Here is a 232-nt window from a genome sequence, read left to right as displayed (position 1 = left end):
AAACAATTACATTGTTTGCAGTACCTGTTTTGTTGGAGGTTAATACTAGTTTTGCACCATCATCACTGTTGACTATGGTGGCGGTAATACCTACATTATTTTCATCAGCATTTATTTTTGCTACTAGTGTTTGTAAAGTATCTTCAGCGGTGACTGCAACATCAAAGCTATTGCCATCGACGGCAAAATTTAACGAGCCTTCATCTAAGGCTGCAGTCACATCACTCACAGC

Annotated in this window: 1 protein-coding gene; it reads right to left on the bottom strand. The window is 39.2% G+C overall.

What is annotated here, in order from left to right; translation table 11 throughout:
- Window positions 1–232, bottom strand: a 232-nt coding sequence (locus tag AAEZ22_RS18665) for a flagellin hook IN motif-containing protein (protein WP_352298586.1), incomplete at both ends; no start/stop codon positions are given.

Source organism: Pseudoalteromonas sp. 20-MNA-CIBAN-0454 (assembly GCF_040308685.1).
Lineage (GTDB): Bacteria > Pseudomonadota > Gammaproteobacteria > Enterobacterales > Alteromonadaceae > Pseudoalteromonas > Pseudoalteromonas nigrifaciens.
Note: the sequence above shows the minus strand (reverse complement) of the source record. Positions and strands in the feature narration are given on the sequence as shown.